This is a genomic window from Sphingorhabdus sp. (assembly GCF_044338195.1).
In the GTDB taxonomy this organism is placed as follows: Bacteria; Pseudomonadota; Alphaproteobacteria; order Sphingomonadales; family Sphingomonadaceae; genus Sphingorhabdus_B.
The window spans coordinates 74411-95023 of record NZ_JBIIMC010000005.1 but is presented as its reverse complement, the minus strand read 5'-3'; the positions used below and the strand labels follow the sequence as shown (position 1 = coordinate 95023).

The window sequence follows — 20613 nt, the reverse complement described above, 5'->3', positions numbered from 1 at the left end:
GGCAACCACAAAGGTAGCTGATCACGCTCCCGATCAAGCCAGTTTTCGAGGGCAATGGACCACCTATGCCCCCCGCCCACGCGCGGCATATTGTTGAGGGTCAAAATGTCCGATATCCCCACCACAACCGCTGTCTATCACCAATATGGAGCGTGGCAAATAACGCACCAATTTTTGGCTATTGTTTGCCTTGACGACCGTTAAATTTCCTACCATTGGGCTAGCCAACGACAAAGCCATTTTCTCCCCATGAAATAGTGGCATTTGAAGGACCGAAAACAGTCGCAAACGACGTTTTGAACGTTCTGTGTCTTAAACGGAAATATGCCCGATGGGGCGGCCCGCCATGTCGGGTAGGAATGTATGGAGTTTGAAAATGGCCGATAATAACGCAACTCTTACCGTTGGCGAAAACAGCTTTGAATTGCCGATCATGAAAGGTTCGGAAGGACCCGACGTCATCGATATCCGCAAATTATATGCCGTGTCAGATCATTTCACCTTCGATCCCGGCTTCACGTCGACCGCAAGCTGCGAATCTGCGCTGACTTTCATTGACGGTGATGAGGGCATTCTTTTGCACCGTGGCTATTCCATTGAAGAGCTTTCGGAGCAGTCGAGCTTCATGGAAGTATCATATCTGCTGCTGAACGGTGAACTGCCTAACAAGGCGCAGCTCGATCATTTCAGCCACACGATTTCACGCCACACGATGCTGCACGAGCAGCTGGCGACCTTCTATCGCGGCTTCCGCCGTGACGCGCACCCCATGGCGATCATGTGCGGTGTCGTTGGCGCGCTTTCGGCATTTTATCATGATTCGACCGATATCAGCGACCCGACGCATCGTATGATTTCCAGCCATCGTTTGATTGCCAAAATGCCAACCATCGCGGCAATGGCCTATAAATATTCGGTTGGTCAGCCATTTGTCTATCCCGACAACAGCCTGTCCTACACCGGCAACTTCTTGCGCATGACCTTCGGCGTTCCTGCCGAAGAATATGTTGTGAACCCAGTCATCGAACGCGCAATGGACCGAATTTTCATCCTCCATGCCGACCATGAACAAAACGCTTCGACATCGACCGTCCGTCTTGCGGGTTCATCGGGCGCCAACCCGTTTGCATGTATCGCAGCTGGTATCGCCTGCCTTTGGGGTCCAGCGCATGGCGGCGCGAACGAAGCTGCGCTCAACATGCTGCGCGAAATCGGCACGCCAGACCGCATTCCGCATTATATCGAGCGCGCCAAGGATAAGAACGATCCGTTCCGCCTCATGGGCTTTGGACATCGTGTGTATAAAAACTACGATCCGCGCGCCTCAGTCATGCAGAAAACGGTGCGTGAGGTGCTGACTGAACTGAACATTACCGACCCAATCTTCGATGTTGCGATGCAGCTTGAAGAAATGGCTCTAAATGACCCATATTTCATTGAAAAGAAGCTGTTCCCGAACGTAGACTTCTATTCCGGAATCATTTTGTCGGCGATTGGTTTCCCGACCGAAATGTTCACCGTCTTGTTTGCACTGTCCCGCACCGTGGGCTGGGTTGCACAATGGAATGAAATGATTTCCGACCCGGCGCAGAAAATCGGTCGCCCGCGTCAATTGTACACGGGGCCAAACCACCGCCCATATCCGGGCCTCGCCCAGCGTTAATTATTGTGGAAGGCGGAGCGTGAATTTCGCGCCTCCGCCTTTTGCATCCGCAACGGTGAGATCGCCGCCCATCGCGCGTGCCAGGCGGCGCGATATATAGAGACCAAGGCCGCTTCCGCCGTCGCCGGTGCGTCCCAAACGCTCAAATTTGGCAAAAATACGTTCGTGATACTCGGCGTCAACGCCTGAACCTTGGTCCGACACGGATATATAGGCAAATCCATCTTCGGCGCCGACTTCCACCCGAACCTCAGTTCCGTCGGGCGAATATCGGATCGCATTGGTGATGAGGTTCAGCATCACCTGCAGAACGCGCCTGAACTCCGCTTTCGCCGGAACATGTGTTTGTTCGTCAGGCAACGAGATCGTCATGCGGTGATCTGCGGCCGTTAACGCCAGCAAACCAGCAGCACGCCGCGCAACGTCCCCTAATTCGATATCATCCTTTGCGGTCGAAAAGCCCGGTCGCTCGACGGCTTCCAAATCGCTCAGATCCTCAGCAAGGGCAGTAAGGTGCCGCGCCGCCTTGGCAATATCGCGGGCATATAAGGCATAGTTTTCACGGATCGGCCCCAACAATTCGCTGCCGATCGTTTCCGCATTCGTAACGATACGATTCAATGGTTGCCGTAAAACCGGGACAAGCTGCTTCCCAAAAAGCGCGCCCGCAGATGATCTATCCGCCTGCGTAAAGGCCGCCGCTGCCACCTTCCCATTTTCCGCAAGGAACAGCGTATAGCCAGAAATCTGCCCTGCATCGTCACGTTCAACCTGCCCCCACACCGACATATTCGCATCGTTGAGCAGACGAACGCTGTGGCGGCTGATCGGGAGAAACCTCTCAACATTCTGGAAGGCTGGTAGGGCGTCCTGATCGAGAAGTCTGCCGAGTATGATTGAAGCTGAAGAGCCAAAATCGGTATTTTTTACAAGGTCTTCAACTGGTCCGCAGGCATCAACAAGGCGCAAGGCTTGATCAAATCTAAGCCTGACCGGTTCTTCACCTTGATCAGGCCATATGTCCCGCGACTTTGGTTTGGCCGCAACATTATCAATATTGCGCCAGCTCAAGATGGAAAGTTTAACGTCTTTTTTAAACGGCTCAGCCTCCACCCAAAGTTCAAGATTATCTGGCCCGTCCGCAACGCGGATAGCGCGCGCGAGCCGCATGCGAAGACCTGCGACCATTTGCGTGAGGCCAAGCAAAGCTGGGCACGCCAGCGTACCACCAAGATTACCGCCTGCCCGTATATGAAGCTGCTGCAACGCGTCATCCGCACGCAGCAAGATACCCGCAGACGACACCTCGCCTGTAATTGCGCGTGTTAAAGGCGCAGCACCGTTCATGTTTTGCCAAAACTTAAGAATAGCGACCGGGCAGATGACCAATCACTGAGTTGCTGGCGGGCCATTTCAGGGGTGAAATGTGTATACTCAACCTCAAACAGCGCTGTTTCACGGGCTGAGAGCATCTGAGATCGCAAATCGATCATCGTCTGCAGCGCGGCATGCTTTGGAAGGCCGGCGGCGGCCAACATGACCATCATCGGAAATGCAGACTCAAAATCTATCAACCGAAGGATATGATCATGCCCGATGTTCAGCTCCGCGCTGAGATGGGCCACGAAAAGGTGTATCCCCGCATAATGTGGGTTAGACAGCGGGGTGCGATCTTCGTCGCTCAGAAAATGCACAATTTTTCGGGCCGATGCCGAGGCTGTTTGCGCTTCGTCATAGCTTGCAATCAACGCGCGCGCGTTGTTGATGATTTTATCAGACCGGCTTCCGGATAACAGCTCAAGCGCGGCGACAATCCGCCAGCACATTTTGTGCAAAATCTCTGGGGGCAACGTCAGATAAGACCGGCCCTGCGATCGCAACTGCAAGCTATCCGCGGCGAGTAACGCTTGTGCCGCTTCGATCACGTTTCTGTCTGCATGGTCCAGCAACGCAACCGCCAATTGGGAAAAACCACCCCCAAGCCGTGCCATCAAATTATCTTCAGCAACACGCGCGAGCGCGAAATCAACAATTTCGGTTTCCCGCAAAAAACCAGATCGGGCAAGCAATGGGCCGCTCATCGATTTCGGGCTGGCCTCCTGCAGCCTTGCTTCAATGTCACGCACGATCTGCAGCAGTTTGACCGAAACTGCGCTTATTGTGGCCTCCGACGGTGTGTGGACCGCTGAAGGGAAGATAATGGATGCGACGTCTTGGCATAGGGCATCCACATCGCGCGCATGAACGCGCGCGATTGAGAGCAAATCATCTTGGGGACCAAGTAAACCGTCCAAAGCCTAACCACCAACGTTCGTGGCGGCCGTTATAGGTTTTTTCAGTTAACGGCGTTTTAAGGCTGATCGGCCTTTTTATCGGGCCCGCTATCGTAGCATGCAAACATAAACGCGCTTAGCTGCGCGACCATGATCCATTGCAGCGCATTGGTAAAACCGAGACCGACAGTACCGCCTAAAGCCAAAATGGACAGCAAGGCTGGCGACCGCAAAAGCCCATCCGCCCAGCGCGGCAACATAACATGCGTGCAAATCCATGCGATGGAGGCCACCGCGAACGCCGCAAATAGGCCGTCATTCGTATATGACGTATCCATATACGACGCGCCAAACATCGCGATAACAAGCAGCGACAAGGTCACTGCCGTCAGCTTGGGCATTTTCCCCTGCCCGTTCAGATCGTCAGTCGTTGCAAGACGCAAAGAATTGGTTGCGACTGCTGCACATGCAGTGCCGGCTGTTGCCAAAGCAAAGCCGGAAATACCCAGCGCCACAGCGCCCAATGCAAAAATCGGTCCAGCAAATTTGACGATCTTAAGCGCGGCCGGACTTTGCCATATGATGGGAACCAATTTGGCGGATACTGGACCCAAAACCCTAGCTTCAACGAAGCCCGGCTGACTTAAAACCCGCCTGCGCAAAATTTGTTTGTTCAGCTGGACAAAATCCTGCGGGCCTTGGACGATGTTCAACGTTCCGTTGTTGACATGTTGTTGCGACAAAAGTCTCAACGGCACCTTCGCAAGAATGGCCTGCCGCAGCAGCGAAGAAATGATGCTCCAGTCTTCGGGGAGATCTTTCAGCGTCGCGATCGTACTGGCCCCGACAATCGAGATACCGGCCCAACGCGTATTCAAATCGATGCGCTCAAAAAGGCTGTTTTCGTCGCGCCCGTCCACGGTAGCCACGAAATTATCCGGCGATTTCGAGAGGGTTTCGACAAAGTCAGGCTGCACATATAGCTGCCCAGACTGCACCCAAACGCGGTCGTCGAGCTTCAAATAACGCTGAATATCCGAACCCGTGCGTACGAAATCGACGAGGACGTTTTTCTGGCGCCATTGATCGGCCAAGGCCAACATTGCCCCGTCCATATTTTCCACTTCAACGAGAAACCGTGAAATCCCCGCGCGGAAAAGCGTTTTAATTTGATAATCTACGAGCGAACCGCCCGCCAACGCGGTATTTGGCTTGTCCGTGGACGCGTGCGCCGCGGACACGTCGCCGCCGGTAACGGAGAGCAACGCGACGGACAGTTTTTCGGGAATGCGCGTGGTCACCATAAGCCAGATATGAAGATTAGATGTCTTTTGCCAATCATAATCTACAAAAATGCGTCAAATGCGCCATAATCCATCGACATTTTTCGGGATTACAACACATGCTGTTAAGTTTACGTTTCTCTGTCGAAATAATATGGTATTTAAGGGATTATGACCACTCGTTCAAAAATCGTCGGCTTGACGCAGCATATCTCAGACCAATCTTCGCACGACGATGTCGCGGGGGAAACGCACGCGACAGCGGATTCGCTTCCGGATGCTGTCGACACAGCAGATTTCGAAGATGCGTATGAAGTTGAACATCCGCGGCGTAGTGTTTTCGCATGGATTGCACCGACAGTGCTTATCCTCGCATTTGCCGGCTGGACCGCGTTTTTCGCAGTGACCTATTGGCCCGAGGCGCAAGCAGGTCTCAACAACAATCGCATTGTTGAGCTCATTGTGCTTTGGGCCGTCCCCGCATTATTAATCGCCGTGTCTTGGTTACTGGTGATGCGCAACAGCAGCCGGGAAGCAACCCGATTTGGCAATGTTGCGGCACTGTTGCGCAACGAAAGCGTTTTACTGAGCCAGCGGATGCGCACCGTGAACGAGGAAATCGCATTGGCCCGCGAGTTTTTGTCGCAGAATGCACGCGATCTCGAGTCGCTTGGACGGCAATCCTCGCAGAAATTGATGGAGTCAGCCCAGGTCCTGACAGCGGCGCTTGCAGACAGCGACCAAAAAGCAAAAACGCTCGAAATTGTAAGCCAGTCGGCAAACACAAATCTCGAGCAGCTCCGCAAGCATTTGCCGGTTGTTACAAGCGCCGCGAAAGATGTTACTAACCAGATCGGGAGCGCTGGCAACAACGCCCAGATGCAGATCAAAGCGCTCATTGCGACTTTGGAGCGCGTTCGCGATGCCGGCAAATCGGTTCGCGATTATGTCGATGGCGTTGAAGTGCGCGCCGACGATATGGCGGTCAAATTGGAACAGTCGCTCACCAGCAGTGCAAAATTGCTCGACCTGCGGAGTGCAGAGGCGCTTGATCGGAGCGCCGAAATGGCGACCTTGATGGACAGCGCAACGCAAGCCATGTCCAGCGGCATCGCGCAGGCATCGGGCGATATCAGCGCGATCCTCACCAATAGTCAGGAACAGATGCAGTCGAGCCTTTCCGACTTGCGGAAGGCACTTGGCGACATTGGTAGCCAGACCGACGCAGAAGAAGCGCGCATCCGTGCGATGATTGCGACGATTAGCGCGCACATTCATTCAAGCGCACAGCAGATTTCGGAAGTTGACCGCGTCGCGACCGACCAAACGTCCAAACTGGCCTTTGCCGTATCCGCCTTGGGCGAGAGCACGCGCACTGTTGGTTCGGCACTGACAGACAATCAGCTTGTCACCCAACAACTGATCGAACAGTCCCACAAGCTGTTGGCGTCGCTGGGCACAGCGAACCATGAAATCAGCGAAACCATTCCTGCATCTATGGATGTCCTCAGCGCACAATTGTCCGATGGCGTCGCGCAGATAAAATCTGCGCTATCGAACGCGCAATCGCTCGAGGCATTGAGCGGTAGCATGCTTGAGAAGCTGAACGGGCTGGAGCAGATTATTGCGACCCAGCGCGACTCGGTGAACGCACTCATGACGCAGAGCGATGCCCATTTTGCCGCTCGCCATGACCAAGTCGATGCACTTGGCTCGTCGCTGCGACAAACACAATCGCTGCTGCAGGAAATGTCGGATGAGGCAAATGGTCAACTGGTGACCGCATTGCTGCGTGTCCGCGAATCCACCCGCGCTGCAGCGGAAAGCAGCCGGAAGATATTGGATGATGAACTCGCCCATATTTCTGAGCAGCTCACCGAACAGAACCGGACGGCGCTGGCCAATGCGTTGGATGCGCAAGTTGCGTCGATGAATGCTGCCGTTCAGGAGGCGATCGAACGCAATGTAGAGCTATCCGAAGCGGCGACCGGTCTGGTCGTCAAGCAACTGGCCGAGCTGGATGAAATGACCACCACTCTTGAAGGCCGGATTGCCGATACCAAAAACAGTTTTGAATCGGTTCAGGATGACAGCTTCGCCCGCCGCATGGTCTTGTTGACGGAATCGCTGAATTCGACAGCCATCGATGTTGCGAAAATATTGTCGAACGACATTACCGACACCGCATGGGCATCATATCTCAAGGGCGACAGAGGCATATTTACGCGCCGTGCCGTGCGCCTTATCGATTCAAGAGAAGCAAAGATCATCGCCAATCATTATGGCAACGACAGCGAATTCCGCGAACATGTGAACCGCTATGTGCATGACTTTGAAGGCATCATGCGCCTGTTGCTCAGCACAAGAGATGGCAACGCCATTGGCGTAACGCTCCTGTCTTCCGATATCGGCAAGCTATATGTTGCGCTGGCCCAAGCGATCGAACGGCTTCGGAAATAAGCCTTAAGCAGGCCGGTTTATCAGCCAGTCAAAACTGTGGCGGTCAACCCAGCCATAGACATAATTGGCATAATATAGCGCGAACAATGCTGCGGATAACAATGTTGTCCGCAAAATTATGATGCGGGGTTGGAAGTTCCCGGGTGCGCTATCCGCTTGTCCCGGCACCTTGGGCAGTCCCAATTCGTCATGCGTACGCACGCCTATGGGCAGGATGACAAACGCGGTCATCACCCAAAAAAGCAAGTAAATCGCTATAATTGATGTCCAGCTCATGCGGTCTCCAATATCATCACATCAACAATCGGTTTTTTGCCCGTCCAGCTGACGGCTACACGGCGAACGGCCAAACGAACGGTCTCGCGGAGCTTTTCATAATCACCGCGATTGTCCTTAATCGCCTTTACGGCAGCGGTCGTGGCTTCATCGATAAAATCATCCAGATCTTCTTCGATGGGAACGCCATGCAAACGGATTTCCGGGCTGCCCAGCAACTTGTCATTCGCACCAAGCGCAAACGCGACTGAAATCAATCCGTACCACGACAGACGCCGACGTTCATTCAATGTTGCGCCGTCGGCAGCAATGATCGTGTCACCATCGAGGATGAGACGCCCAGTCCGTTCCTTGCCAATTGTCTTCGGTTCGCCGGGTGCCAAACGCACGACATCACCATTGGACTGCACGACAGCCTTTGGAACGCCATGCGCGCGCGCGAAACGTGCTTGCTCTGCCATATGCCGGCGCTCGCCATGCACTGGGACGAGGATTTCAGGGCGGATCCAATCATATAACGCGGCAAGTTCCGGCTGACCCGGGTGACCCGATACGTGGACATGTGCCTGCTTTTCCGTCACCGTCAGAATGTTGCGTTCGGCCAGCTTGTTCATAATGATGCCGATGGCGATTTCATTGCCCGGTATCTGCTTGGACGAGAAGATGACGGTGTCACCCTCCTCCAGCTTCACCGGATGGTTTCCTTCGGCAATGCGGGCCAACGCTGCGCGGGCCTCGCCCTGCCCACCTGTTGCAACAACCATGACTTCGTGGCGCGCAAGGCTATCTACGCTTTCCATATCAATGGTTTTGGGCAAGTCTTTCAAATAGCCATTGGCCTGTGCAGCCTCAAGGATCCGGTGCAACGACCGACCGGCAAAGCACAAGGTACGCCCGCTCTCGCGCGCAACTTCGCCCAAAGTCTGCAATCGCGCCGCGTTGGAGGCGAATGTCGTGACAACCACCCGGCCCTTCGCGGCCTTGACGGACTTTAGCAGGTCATCCTTCACGCTGCCTTCGCTGCCGCTATATTCATGATTGAAGACGTTGGTGGAATCGCACACCATCGCCAATATGCCTGTGTCACCAATCGCAGTTAGCGCGTCGGCGGTGCTTGGGCTTCCCAACACAGGGCGCTCGTCCAGCTTCCAGTCGCCCGTATGGAAAACCTTGCCATATGGCGTGGTGATCAAACAGGCGCTCATTTCAAGAATGGAGTGCGCCAGCGTTACAAATTTAAAATCGAACGGCCCCATGGAGAATGCGCCTTCCATAGGAATGACATTCAGCTCCACAATATCGGCAATGCCCTCTTCCTCAAGCTTGCCGCGAATGAGCGTTGCAGTGAACGGCGTCGCGTACAACGGCACGCCGAGGTCCGCGGCGAAATAGGCAACGGCGCCGATATGGTCTTCATGACCATGCGTCAGGACGATGCCCAAAAGGTCTTTTTTGCGCTTCTCGATAAATTCCAGATCTGGAAGCACGAGGTCAACGCCGGGATATTCTGAATTGGCAAAGGTGAGGCCAAGGTCGACCATCACCCACTTGCCATCGCAACCATATAAATTGACGTTCATGCCAATTTCATTTGACCCGCCAAGAGCAAGGAAAAGCAGTTCATTTTTTGGGGTCGTCATTATGTTTTTTCTCTATTCCTGTACAAAAGCGCCAGTCCCCGCAGCGTCAAATCGGGTTCTACCCGGTCAAATAAATGGCCATGTTGCTGAAACAAGATTGCCAAACCGCCGGTTGCAATGACCGATACCGGTTCGCCAATTTCATTCTTCATTCGGGCAATCATTCCCTCGATCATTGCCACATAGCCCCAATAGATGCCAATCTGCATTTGTCCAACAGTGGTTGTGCCAATGACGCTTTCATTTGGCGGCGGTTCGATTGCAATGCGCGGCAGCATCGCCGCTGCGCCATATAAAGCATCGAGCGACAGATTAACGCCAGGCGCGATGCTTCCGCCGTGGTAAGACCCATCGGGGCCAACATAATCAAAGGTCGTCGCCGTGCCGAAGCTGATCACGATCTTATGCCCGTCTGCTAGCGCGTGGGCTGCAATGGCATTCACGGCGCGATCTGCGCCCACTGATTGCGGTTCAGCAACACGCAACTGAATGCCCCATGCGACAGACCCGCGCCCGGCAACAAGTGCTTCACACCCAAAATAGCGTGTCGCCAAAAGCTGTAAATTGTGCAGCGCGCGCGGCACGACGGTTGCGATAATGACCGCATCGATATCCGAACGTTTGAACCCCGCCATTTGGATGAGCTGATCCAGCCACACCGCATATTCATCGGCCGTGCGGCGCGCATCTGTGGCGATGCGCCAGCGGTGCAATATCTCTCCGCTGTCATTGACCAAAGAAAACTTCGCGTTGGTATTGCCTGTGTCTATTGCGAGCAACATCGCCCACCCCTTTAAACTAGAAAAACATCTGCTGCATGAATGGCACGAATTGCGCCGTCCGCCAAGCTAAGCCGCAGCGCACCTTGATCGTCCAAGCCTTGGAAAAGCCCATGCAATTCTTCGCCATCGGGCAATCGCGCCGACAGCGCTGTTCCACGCGGATGCGCGTTTTCTTCCCACTGACGGATAATCGTGCCCGTACCCGACAGCCGCCAGATCGCGAGGTAACCGGCAAAGGCATCGGCGATGATTTCCACGCTCGACTGCGCGTCAGGCGGTGTCGCGCCAAGCGCACGCAAGTCGGACACCTTGCGATCAAGATTTTCCGGATGCCAGATCAGGTTCAGCCCAATGCCGACAACAACCGCATCGGCCGATCTTTCCAGCAATATCCCGCACAATTTCGAACAATCGCGCGAAAGGATGTCGTTTGGCCACTTCAGGGAAATTTCAACATGCGGCGCGATTTGTCGGATCGCGTCGAACACCGCCAATGCCGTTACAAATGCCAGACTGGCTGGCGCTGGGTCGGTATCGCGCAAACGAACGATGGTGCTCGCAAACACATTGCCCTTTGGGCTTTCCCAGCTGCGGCCCAAACGGCCTCTGCCGCCGTCCTGCGCATCCGCGCGAAGCCATAAACCTTCCGGTGCACCCTGCGCCGCGCGCGTCAACAAATCCGCGTTCGTTGACCCTGTGAGCGCAACCTCTTCGAATATCAGCGTCAGAACAGCGCCTTTGCCGCAACCACTGTCCAAACGCCGAGCGCTGGAATGGCAAAATACCCAAGTGGTGAGTTGGCCGCGGCAAGAATGCCACCAGTCCAGACAAGCACTTTGTCATCGCTTTCGGCGATCACATCTGCCGCATCATCAAAGTACATCACTTTGACAACCTTCAGATAATAGAATGCACCAATAACCGAAGCCGAAATCCCAATGACGGCCAATGGCAGCAGGCCGGCGGCGACAGCAGCATTGAATACCACCAGCTTACCCCAGAAACCGAACAATGGCGGAATGCCCGCGAGACTGAACATGAAGATGGCAAAAGCCGCGGCAAGTGCTGGGCGGGTTTTGGACAGGCCAGCGATATCGGAAAATTCTTCCCGATAGTTGCCGTCTTTGTCCTTCAATTGCATCAAGCACACAAAGCCGCCCAAGGTCATGGCGACATAGATCGTCAGATATACAAGCATGGCGGCGATGCCCTGCTCGGTTCCGGTGGCAAGACCGATCAGGATGAAGCCCACATTGTTGATCGAGCTGTACGCCATCAGGCGTTTCAAGTTTTGCTGGCCGATTGCGCCAACCGCACCGATGATGATCGACATCAACGCCACCGCAATAATGATTTGCTGCCACACGAGCACCTGCGAACCAAATGCCTCAAGCACAACGCGCATCAACAAAGCGATCGCCGCAACCTTTGGCGCACTCGCAAAAAATGCGGTGACGGGCGTGGGGGCGCCTTCGTAAACGTCGGGCGTCCACATGTGGAATGGCGCGGCACTAATCTTGAATGCCAATCCGGATAGGATGAACACGATACCAAAGATCAAGCCAAGACCGACTTCCTTGTCCATCGCAAGGCCGATTGCGGCAAAGTTGGTCGAACCGGCAAAGCCATAAACCAACGATGCACCGAAAAGCAGCATACCGCTCGCAAGCGCGCCAAGGACGAAATATTTCAGCCCAGCTTCGGCCGAACGGCCATCAGAGCGCACGAAGCTTGCGAGAACATAGGCCGAAAGGCTCTGAAGCTCCAGACCGATATATAATGAAATCAGGTCTGTCGCCGATACCATAATGCCCATGCCAACACAGGAAAGCACGATAAGAACCGGATATTCAGCGCGCATTGCGCCCGCTTTCTCCAAGAAACGCGGGGCAATGGTCAGGGAAACAGCCGCGGCAATGTAAATCAGCAGCTTGGAGAAATTGCCGAAAGCATCATTCACCATCAAACCATCAAAGGCCGAGGCGCTGGACCCCGAACCAAGCGCGCTGACAGTGAAAGCAGCGGCAGCACCCAAGGCAGCAACAGCCAATATGCTGATAAGGCGTCCGGCCTGATCCATCCAGGCAGCCAATAAAAGCAAGGCAAGCGCGGAGAAGCTGAGAATGATCTCAGGACGCACCAAGGAGAGCGAAGCAGTAAGTTCCATTATTAATGGCTCCCCTCAGCCACGTCTTTTTTAGGTTCATGAACAACGCGAAAGCGCGCTGTAGTCGGGTCGACGGCCATCAATTTGCTGTCACCAGCTGGAGCGGCCCGTTCAATACGATCAACAATTGTTGCTACATCGCGGCGAATGGGTGCAAGGAATGTTTCGGGATATACGCCCATCCACAACACAACGACGGCAATCGGTGCGAGCAGCCACATTTCGCGGCAATCAATATCCTGCATCGCGGCTGCGTCTGCATTGACCTGCGGCCCGAATGCGATCCGGCGATAGAGATATAACATATATCCAGCGCCAAGGATGATGCCCGTTGTCGCGATCAGCGTGGCCCATGTGGACACCTTATAAGCGCCCGCGAGGCTCAGAAACTCTCCGACAAAACCGCTTGTTCCGGGCAGGCCGACGCTGGCCATGGTGAATAGCATGAACAGCAATGCATATTTGGGCATATTCACGCTGATGCCGCCGTAACGGCTGATTTCACGCGTGTGCAGACGGTCGTAGATAACGCCCACGCACAGGAAGAGCGCGCCCGACACCAAACCGTGGCTGAGCATCACGATAATCGCACCTTCAATACCCTGCTGATTAAACGTAAAGAGGCCAACGGTCACAATCGCCATGTGGGCAACCGACGAATATGCGATCAGCTTCTTCATATCCTGCTGCACCAGCGCCACGAGCGATGTGTAGACAACCGCGACCATCGACAGGCCGAAGACCAAAGGAATGAAGTTTGCGCTCGCCTCTGGGAACATCGGCAAAGAGAAACGCAGGAAGCCGTAGCCACCCATTTTCAGCAACACGCCAGCCAGAATGACTGAACCTGCAGTCGGCGCCTGAACGTGCGCATCGGGAAGCCATGTGTGCACGGGCCACATCGGCATCTTGACGGCGAAGGATGCAAAGAATGCCAGCCACAATAATGTTTGCGCCTGCACAGGGAAATCTGTGTTGAGCAAAGTCGGAATGTCTGCGGTGCCGGCAAACTGGATCATCCACAACATCGCGATCAGCATCACTACCGACCCAAGCAAGGTGTAGAGGAAGAACTTATACGACGCGTAAATGCGGTCCTGACCACCCCAGATACCGATGATGAGATACATCGGGATCAGACCAGCTTCGAAGAAGATGTAGAACAGCAACAAATCCTGCGCCGCGAATACGCCAATCATCAGCGTTTCCATCAACAGGAAGGCCGCCATATATTCGCCGACACGCTTCTGAATGCTGTTCCAGCTGGCGCCGATGCAAATCGGCATCAGGAACACCGACAGCATGATGAGCGTCAACGAAATACCATCAATGCCCAGCTTCCAACCAATCGGGCCGAACAATTGCGCGCTTTCGGTAAACTGCCACTGCGCACCCGCCGGATCATAGCTGATCCACAGCACCACACCGAGGATGAAGTTGACGAGGGTCGCAACAAGCGCAATCGGGCGCGCCAGTTCAGCACGAACGAACAAGCACAATGCCGCCGCCACCATCGGGATGGCGAGCATGATTGACAGGACAGGAATATCTGCGGCGTTCATTATGTTCTCACCATCATCCAGCTAACCGCTGTGACAAGGCCCAAAAGCATCACCAGCGCATATGTATAAAGATAACCCGACTGCATTTTAACCGCGAGTTTGCTGCCAAAGGAAACGACAGCAGCCGAACCATTTGGCCCAAACCGGTCGATAATGCCAATGTCGCCCTGCTTCCAGAAAAGGCGTCCAAACCAAAAGGCCGGGCGGACAAAGACCGCATCATACAGCTCGTCGAAATACCATTTGTTCAGGAAGAAACGGTACAATGGCGCAAAGGCAGTCGCCAAACGCTGCGGCGCATCCTTTGACTGTTGATACATCACATAGGCAACCACCAAGCCGGTCAGCATGGCCACTGTCGATGACAGCTTCACCCACAACGGCACCTCATGCATGGCGTGCATCAAATGTTCATTGAAGAACAATGTGCTGTTCGCCCAAAATACCTTGCCGGTTTCGGCGTCAATGAAACCTCCGTGGAATACAAAACCTGCGAAAACTGCGCCCAATGTTAGCACACCCAACGGGATAAGCATTGGCCACGGGCTTTCATGCGGATGGTAGCCAGCGGTGCCGTCACCGTGCGCGTCGTGGGCATGATCATGCGCATGATCGTCATGATCCCCATGATCGTGCATCGCATGTTGAATATGCTCCGACTGCGCCCAACGCGGCGTTCCGAAGAATGTGAGGAACATCAGGCGCCAGCTGTAGAAGCTGGTCAACAATGCCGCCAGAACGCCAATGCCAAACGCATACATATGGAAGGTCGAGTGGCTCGCAAATGCGGCTTCGATGATCGCATCCTTGGAATAGAAGCCAGCGAAACCGCCCACGCCAACAATACCAACGCCGGTAATCGCCAACGTGCCCGCCATCATCGCCCAGAAGGTCAGCGGGATATGTTTCCGCAAGCCGCCATAATAACGCATGTCCTGCTCATGATGCATCGCGTGGATGACAGAGCCCGCGCCAAGGAACAACAACGCCTTAAAGAATGCGTGCGTGAACAAATGGAACATCGCCGCGCCATATGCGCCGGTGCCCGCGGCAAAGAACATATATCCAAGCTGCGAGCATGTTGAGTAAGCGATCACGCGTTTGATGTCGGTTTGCACCAGACCAACGGTGGCTGCAAAAATGGCCGTTGTCGCACCAACGATCGTTACAACATCGAGCGCAAACTGGCTGGTTTCAAACAATGGCGATAGGCGGCAAACCATGAACACACCGGCGGTTACCATCGTCGCCGCGTGAATAAGCGCCGACACAGGTGTCGGACCTTCCATCGCGTCAGGTAGCCATGTGTGTAGGCCCAACTGCGCTGATTTGCCCATCGCGCCGATGAACAACAATATGCACAGCAAGCTCATTGTATCGACGCGGAACCCAAGGAAACCAATGCTCGATCCCACCTTGTCCGGTGCCGCCGCCAAAATGTCCGGAATGGAAACCGTGCCAAACAGCCAGAACACGCCGAAGATACCCAGCATGAAGCCAAGGTCACCCACGCGGTTCACGACAAATGCCTTGATCGCCGCGGCGTTCGCGCTCGGCTTTTTGTACCAGAAACCAATCAACAGATAGGACGCGAGACCAACCCCTTCCCAACCAAAGAACATTTGGACGAGATTGTTGGCGGTCACGAGCATCAACATCGCGAAGGTGAACAACGACAGATACGCAAAAAAGCGCGGCTGATCGGGGTCTTCCTCCATATAGCCCCAGCTATACAGATGGACGAGCGCAGATACGGTCGTGATGACCACCAACATCACCGCGGTCAGCGCATCGACACGCAATTCCCAATCGAATGACAAATCACCCGACTGGACCCAGTTCATCACCGGCGCGACATACGCGGTTTCGCTGCCGTTGAGGAAACCGATAAAAATCGGCCAGCTCAGCAAGGACGCAGTGAACAGGCCGGCTGTAGTAATGGTCTTAGATGCGACCGCGCCAATAAAGCGTTGGCCAAGGCCCGCGACAAGCGCAGCCAAAAGCGGAAGAAAAACAATGATATGGATCGAAGTCACTGGATGTTATCCCTTCATCCGGTTGACATCGTCAACGGCAATGGTGCCCCGGCCACGGAAGTAGATGACCAATATGGCAAGGCCAATGGCCGCTTCACCAGCAGCCACCGTCAGCACGAACATCGCGAAAATCTGGCCCGTAAGGTCGCCAAGAAAGACGCTGAACGCCACGAGGTTGATATTTACCGCCAGCAGAATCAGCTCAATCGCCATCAAGATGATGATCACATTTTTGCGGTTCAGGAAAATCCCCAGCACACCCATGACGAACAGAATGCTGCTCACCACAAGATAATGTTCGATACCAATCACAACTCGATCCCCTGCCCTACCGGTTGATTGACATTGCGCGTCGCGTCTTCGGGACGGCGCTGTACCTGGCTGCTGATGCTTTGGCCCCGGGTGCCATGGCTCTTACGATGGGTAAGAACAATCGCGCCCACCATTGCGACCAAAAGAATGAGGCCTGCGGTTTCAAACATGAACACATATTTGCTGTACAACAGACCGCCAATAGCTTCGATATTCGGAACAGCCGCCGACACAGTAGCTGCGCCCGCCTCTGGCGTGCCCAATGTGACTGCCCCCGCCTGATACGCGCCAATGCCCAACACGAGCTCTGCGGCGAGCACAACGGCGAGTAGCAAGCCAAGCGGAACGTTTTTCACAAAACCTGCGCGCAGTTCGGCGAAGTCGATGTCGAGCATCATCACCACAAATAGGAACAGCACGGCGACTGCGCCAACGTAGACAATGACGAGTAGCATCGCGATAAACTCAGCGCCGATCAGAACCATCAGGCCAGCGGCGTTAAAGAACGCGACGATCAACCACAGCACGCTGTGCACGGGATTGCGCGCAAAGATGACCATCGCGGCAGATGCGATGACGATGCTTGCGAAAATATAGAAGGAGACGAGTTGGATCACGATGGGCCGCCCTTAACGATAGGGTGCATCGGCGGCAAGGTTCGCGGCAATTGCCCGTTCCCATTTCGCGCCGTTGTCGAGAAGCTTGGCCTTGTCATAAAACAATTCCTCGCGTGTTTCGGTTGCAAATTCGAGGTTTGGCCCCTCGACAATCGCATCCACTGGGCAAGCTTCTTGGCAGAAACCGCAATAGATGCACTTCGTCATGTCGATGTCATAGCGCGTGGTGCGGCGGCTGCCGTCTTCGCGTGGCTCTGACTCAATGGTGATTGCCAATGCAGGACACACCGCTTCGCAAAGCTTACACGCAATGCACCGTTCTTCCCCATTGGGGTAGCGCCGCAAAGCGTGCTCTCCGCGAAAACGCGGGCTCAACGGGTTCTTTTCGAACGGATAGTTGATCGTCGCCTTTGGCTTGAAGAAATATTGCAAGGTCAACCAGTGCGCCTTGACGAATTCCCAAAGGGTAAAGGTTTTGATGAGATGCGCGATGGTGGTCATGCGAAATGTCCTGTGAACATAAGATAGCCGCTCACCAGAAACACCCAGAACAGCGAGATTGGCAGGAATATTTTCCAACCCAGACGCATCAATTGGTCATAACGGTAACGCGGTACAGTCGCCTTCACCCATGCGAAGACAAAGAACATCAAAAGGATTTTGACAAAGAACCAAATGATGCCGGGAACGGCATATAATGGAGCCCAATCCACTGGCGGCAAATATCCGCCCCAGAATAGAATGGCATTAAGCGCGCACATCAAAAGCACGTTGGCATATTCGCCCAGCCAGAACAAAGCGAACGCCATTGACGAATATTCGGTCTGATATCCGGCAACCAACTCGCTCTCGGCCTCCGTCAAATCGAAGGGGGCGCGCGCGGTTTCAGCCATTGAACTGATGAGGAACATGATAGCGATTGGGAACAGCAACGGGTTGAACGCATAAGCGTTTATAAAGCCAAAGATATGGCCCCGCTGCCCTTCAACAATGCCGCCCACATTGAATGTACCGGCCCAAAGCACAATGCAGATCAGGATAAAGCCAATAGAGACTTCATACGAAATCATCTGCGCCGCCGCACGCATCGCGGAATAAAACGGATATTTCGAGTTGGAGGCCCAACCGGCAATGACCACGCCATAGACGCCAAGGCTGCTGATCGCGAGAATGTAGAGCAAGCCAACATTGATATTGGACAGCACGACGCCGTCTGCAAACGGAATAACCGCCCATGCCATCAAAGCGACGGTGAAGGTAATAATCGGCGCGATCAGAAACAGTCCGCGGTTCGACGCGCTGGGGATGATTGTTTCCTGCAGAAACACCTTAAGCCCGTCAGCGAACGACTGAAGGACGCCGAAGGGACCAACCACGTTGGGACCACGGCGAAGTGCAAAGGCCGCCCACAATTTGCGTTCAGCATAAATGATCAGCGCGACGGCCAGCATCAACGGCAATGCAATGAGCAATATGCCCGCGATGGTTGCGGTTAACCATGCGGCTTCGTAGCTCATCCCAAGGGTTTGGAAGAAGGATGTCATTCCGCTGCCTCCAGATATTGCGTGCCGTGCACCAGTTCCGCCGAGCACCGTTGCATCGTTTCCGACGCGCGGCAGATTGCGTTGGTCAGGTAGAAATCCTTAATCGGATAATCCGCGATCTTGCCATTTACGGCTGACGGCAATGTGGGTTCAGACCAGCCATAATCGGCAAGGCCTTCGACGCCCAATGCGGGCACAGCGTTGAACATTTCAACGCGGAGCGCCTCAAGGCTGTCAAACGGCAAACGCTTGCCTAGCAAGTCGGACAAGGCGCGGAATATCGCCCAATCTTCGCGCGCATCACCGGGTGGGAACACGGCGCGTTCTCCGCGCTGCACGCGGCCTTCGAGGTTTACGTAGGTGCCCGACTTTTCGCTATACGCTGCGCCTGGCAAAATGACGTCGGCATGATGCGCGCCATTGTCGCCATGATGGCCGACATAAACTTTGAAGCTGCCAGTAAACAGGCTGTAATCGGCCTCATCAGCCGCCAAGAAAAACGCCAGCTTGGGCGCCTTGGCCGCCAACGCCTTGATACCGCCATCATGCGCATATCCAAGCATCAGTCCGCCCATGCGCGCTGCCGCAAAGTGCAACACGTTAAAGCCATTCCAGCCATCACGGACGAGCTTATACTTCGTCGCAAAAGCCAATGCCGCGCCATGGACGCCTTCATAACGCAGCGCACCGCCACCCACGATAATCGCGGGGCGTTCTGCGGTCTTTAATGCATCAGCAAGAGCCTTTGGCGCCTTGGCCAGCGCGCTCAAATCGTCGCCGAGCCATTCAACCTTGTAGGTCAAATCCGTCACTGGACCGATAGCAAACACCTTTGCACCGCGCTTACGGATGGCTTTTTGGATACGCGTGTTCACCAAAGGTGCTTCGCGGCGCAGGTCGCTACCGACCAACAAAATCACGTCCGCATTTTCGATGCCCGCGATGGTGGTGTTAAAGTTTACAGCCGACAGCGACGACGTATCGTAAGCAAGCCCCGTTTGACGGCCCTCAAGCATGGACGCGCCTGCAAGGGCACGCGCCGCAAACATCGTTTCGCAATCGACCTGATCGCCCGCGATGACCGCAGCATCGCCGGACCAATTGGCCTTGATTGCGTCAAACGCCTCTGCCCAGCTGGCTGCAACAAGCTTTCCATCCTTGCGGATATAGGGCTTGTCCAAACGACGATGCGTAAGACCATCCACGGCATGGCGTGTCTTATCCGACGCCCATTCTTCGTTCACATCATCATTGATGCGCGGAAGCGCGCGCAATACGGCCCTGCCCCGGCTATCGAGGCGGATGTTGGTGCCGACCGCGTCCATCACGTCGATGCTTGGTGTCTTTTTCAACTCCCACGGGCGTGCTTCGAAAGCATAAGGCTTCGACGTCAGCGCACCCACCGGACACAGGTCAACGACATTGCCTGAAAGCTCGCTCTGCATGGCGTGCTCCAGATAGGTCGTGATCTGCATATTCTCGCCGCGGCCAATCGCGCCGACTTCTTCGATGCCAGCGACTTCTTCCGTGAACCGGACGCAACGTGTGCACTGGATGCAACGCGTCATCGCCGTTTTGACGATGGGGCCCATATATTTTTCGGTCACCGCACGCTTGTTTTCGTCGAAACGCGATGCGCCGCGACCATAAGCCACGCTCTGATCCTGCAAATCGCATTCACCGCCTTGGTCGCAAATCGGGCAATCCAGCGGATGATTGATGAGCAGGAACTCCATCACACCTTCGCGTGCCTTTTTGACCATAGGGCTGTCGGTTTTGATGATCTGCCCTTCGGTGGCGGGCAGCGCACAGCTTGCTTGTGGCTTTGGCGGCCCTGGGGCAACCTCGACCAAGCACATGCGGCAATTGCCCGCAATGGACAGCCGTTCATGATAGCAAAAGCGCGGAATTTCCTTCCCCGCCATCTCACACGCCTGAAGCACAGTCGCGCCTGCAGGAACTTCGATTTCTAAACCGTCTACGGTGACTTTAGGCATT

General features: G+C 54.7%; 17 protein-coding genes. 2 read left to right on the top strand and 15 right to left on the bottom strand.

Going from position 1 to position 20613, the window contains the following annotated elements; translation table 11 throughout:
- Positions 1–376: 376 nt before the first annotated feature.
- The gene (locus ACIQZK_RS02950) at positions 377–1663 is read left to right on the top strand and encodes a citrate synthase (RefSeq protein WP_397574832.1); all 1287 of its coding nucleotides are present in this window, start codon (positions 377–379) and stop codon (positions 1661–1663) included.
- Here ACIQZK_RS02950 and ACIQZK_RS02945 read toward each other — a convergent pair whose 3' ends face one another.
- Genes ACIQZK_RS02945 through ACIQZK_RS02935 form a run of 3 tightly spaced genes read right to left on the bottom strand, consistent with a single transcriptional unit; the run spans position 1664 to position 5240 of the window.
- A complete protein-coding gene (locus ACIQZK_RS02945) occupies positions 1664–3010 on the bottom strand; it encodes a sensor histidine kinase (protein WP_397574831.1) in 1347 nt (448 codons plus the stop codon).
- Entirely contained in the window at positions 3007–3957 is a 951-nt protein-coding gene (locus ACIQZK_RS02940; protein ID WP_397574830.1) for a hypothetical protein, read from the bottom strand. The genes ACIQZK_RS02945 and ACIQZK_RS02940 overlap by 4 nt, the downstream gene beginning before the upstream one ends.
- Positions 3958–4013: 56 nt before the next feature.
- A complete protein-coding gene (locus tag ACIQZK_RS02935; RefSeq protein WP_397574829.1) occupies positions 4014–5240 on the bottom strand; it encodes a hypothetical protein in 1227 nt (408 codons plus the stop codon).
- Positions 5241–5390: 150 nt separating this feature from the next.
- Between ACIQZK_RS02935 and ACIQZK_RS02930 the strand changes: the two genes are divergently transcribed.
- Positions 5391–7679, top strand: coding sequence for a hypothetical protein (locus tag ACIQZK_RS02930; protein ID WP_397574828.1), 2289 nt, complete (start codon positions 5391–5393; stop codon positions 7677–7679).
- 3 nt (positions 7680–7682) lie between these two features.
- On the opposite strand, the gene ACIQZK_RS02925 is transcribed toward ACIQZK_RS02930, so the two are convergent.
- Genes ACIQZK_RS02925 through nuoG form a run of 12 tightly spaced genes read right to left on the bottom strand, consistent with a single transcriptional unit; the run spans position 7683 to position 20612 of the window.
- Positions 7683–7955 (bottom strand): DUF1467 family protein, encoded by a 273-nt coding sequence (locus tag ACIQZK_RS02925; protein WP_397574827.1) that lies wholly within the window; start codon positions 7953–7955, stop codon positions 7683–7685.
- Positions 7952–9595 carry a ribonuclease J gene (locus ACIQZK_RS02920; protein WP_397574826.1) on the bottom strand — a complete coding sequence of 548 codons (1644 nt, stop codon included), beginning with the start codon at positions 9593–9595 and terminating at the stop codon, positions 7952–7954. Before ACIQZK_RS02920 ends, ACIQZK_RS02925 begins: the two co-directional genes overlap by 4 nt.
- Positions 9595–10377, bottom strand: coding sequence for a type III pantothenate kinase (locus ACIQZK_RS02915; RefSeq protein ID WP_397574825.1), 783 nt, complete (start codon positions 10375–10377; stop codon positions 9595–9597). Before ACIQZK_RS02915 ends, ACIQZK_RS02920 begins: the two co-directional genes overlap by 1 nt.
- A gap of 11 nt (positions 10378–10388) precedes the next feature.
- Positions 10389–11135, bottom strand: a complete 747-nt coding sequence (locus ACIQZK_RS02910) for a biotin--[acetyl-CoA-carboxylase] ligase (protein ID WP_397574824.1) — start codon at positions 11133–11135, stop codon at positions 10389–10391.
- Positions 11102–12544, bottom strand: coding sequence for an NADH-quinone oxidoreductase subunit NuoN (gene nuoN, locus ACIQZK_RS02905; protein WP_397574823.1), 1443 nt, complete (start codon positions 12542–12544; stop codon positions 11102–11104). Before nuoN ends, ACIQZK_RS02910 begins: the two co-directional genes overlap by 34 nt.
- Positions 12545–12546: 2 nt before the next feature.
- On the bottom strand, positions 12547–14106 hold the full coding sequence (locus ACIQZK_RS02900; protein WP_397574822.1) for an NADH-quinone oxidoreductase subunit M: 1560 nt from the start codon (positions 14104–14106) through the stop codon (positions 12547–12549).
- A complete protein-coding gene (nuoL, locus tag ACIQZK_RS02895) occupies positions 14106–16142 on the bottom strand; it encodes an NADH-quinone oxidoreductase subunit L (protein ID WP_397574821.1) in 2037 nt (678 codons plus the stop codon). Before nuoL ends, ACIQZK_RS02900 begins: the two co-directional genes overlap by 1 nt.
- Positions 16143–16148: 6 nt before the next feature.
- The gene (nuoK, locus tag ACIQZK_RS02890) at positions 16149–16454 is read right to left on the bottom strand and encodes an NADH-quinone oxidoreductase subunit NuoK (RefSeq protein WP_125230259.1); all 306 of its coding nucleotides are present in this window, start codon (positions 16452–16454) and stop codon (positions 16149–16151) included.
- Positions 16451–17071 carry an NADH-quinone oxidoreductase subunit J gene (locus tag ACIQZK_RS02885; RefSeq protein ID WP_306062091.1) on the bottom strand — a complete coding sequence of 207 codons (621 nt, stop codon included), beginning with the start codon at positions 17069–17071 and terminating at the stop codon, positions 16451–16453. Before ACIQZK_RS02885 ends, nuoK begins: the two co-directional genes overlap by 4 nt.
- 12 nt (positions 17072–17083) lie before the next feature.
- Complete coding sequence (nuoI, locus tag ACIQZK_RS02880; RefSeq protein WP_183940622.1) at positions 17084–17572, bottom strand: NADH-quinone oxidoreductase subunit NuoI; 489 nt, start codon at positions 17570–17572, stop codon at positions 17084–17086.
- Positions 17569–18615 carry an NADH-quinone oxidoreductase subunit NuoH gene (gene nuoH, locus ACIQZK_RS02875; RefSeq protein ID WP_397574820.1) on the bottom strand — a complete coding sequence of 349 codons (1047 nt, stop codon included), beginning with the start codon at positions 18613–18615 and terminating at the stop codon, positions 17569–17571. Before nuoH ends, nuoI begins: the two co-directional genes overlap by 4 nt.
- Positions 18612–20612, bottom strand: a complete 2001-nt coding sequence (gene nuoG, locus ACIQZK_RS02870; RefSeq protein ID WP_397574819.1) for an NADH-quinone oxidoreductase subunit NuoG — start codon at positions 20610–20612, stop codon at positions 18612–18614. The genes nuoH and nuoG overlap by 4 nt, the downstream gene beginning before the upstream one ends.
- Position 20613 lies beyond the last annotated feature (1 nt).